This window comes from Vibrio nomapromontoriensis, from assembly GCF_050337205.1.
Taxonomy (GTDB): domain Bacteria; phylum Pseudomonadota; class Gammaproteobacteria; order Enterobacterales; family Vibrionaceae; genus Vibrio; species Vibrio nomapromontoriensis.
This window is the reverse complement of the sequence record NZ_JAKJSS010000045.1, coordinates 1-966: the sequence shown is the minus strand read 5'-3', so window position 1 is coordinate 966 and position 966 is coordinate 1. Positions and strand designations below refer to the sequence as shown.

General features: G+C 42.2%; 2 rRNA genes. Both read left to right on the top strand.

Annotated elements, in window-relative coordinates:
- A 23S ribosomal RNA gene (locus tag L4D05_RS24025) occupies positions 1-252 on the top strand; the annotation flags it as partial.
- Positions 253-382: 130 nt separating this feature from the next.
- A 5S ribosomal RNA gene (gene rrf, locus L4D05_RS24020) occupies positions 383-498 on the top strand.
- The last annotated feature ends 468 nt before the right edge of the window (positions 499-966 follow it).

Sequence of the window (966 nt, the reverse complement as noted above, 5' to 3'; positions counted from 1 at the left end):
TAGTACGAGAGGACCGGAGTGGACGAACCTCTGGTGTTCGGGTTGTCATGCCAATGGCATTGCCCGGTAGCTAAGTTCGGAATCGATAACCGCTGAAAGCATCTAAGCGGGAAGCGAGCCCTGAGATGAGTCTTCCCTGGCACTTTAAGTGTCCTAAAGGGTTGTTCAAGACTAGAACGTTGATAGGCAGGGTGTGTAAGTGCTGCGAGGCATTGAGCTAACCTGTACTAATTGCCCGTGAGGCTTAACCATACAACACCCAAAGGGTTTTGATGGACTCAAAGCAAGAACAGATTGAATGTGTATTAAGAACTTTTATTAGCTTTCCGAATTAATTTTGCCTTTAGCTTTTAATAAAAGCTGAAAGTAAAAGAAGAATTTGCTTGGCGACCATAGCGTTGCGGACCCACCTGATCCCATGCCGAACTCAGAAGTGAAACGCAGTAGCGCCGATGGTAGTGTGGGGTTTCCCCATGTGAGAGTAGGACATCGCCAGGCTTTAATWTCGACTTGTCTCGATTGAGACGAGTCARCATAGTTTTTTAAGTAAATACTTAGAATATTATGTTGACTTTCAAAGTAGATAGCGTATTATACGCGTCCTGCTTRAGTGCTAAGGCATTGAAAGCAAAGCTCTTTAACAATATAGACCTATATCAATCTGTGTGGACACTTGTTGATGATAATCATTATGTTTACTTCTGCTTTGAGCGGAGATAAGCAACTTCTTAGGAAGTAAAATGGTTTTCAATGAACACGTGACCTAAGGGTGGTAAGTTCGCTTACTGTCACACAGTCAAAATTCATTATCGTTCTGTTGGAACGATAATGGCTTTAAAATTACTTCTTACTTTTTAAGTAAGGGACAGTTTTGAAGTCAGTATTCATTGAGCCGACAAAATCTTAAATTGAAGAGTTTGATCATGGCTCAGATTGAACGCTGGCGGCAGGCCTAACACATGCAAG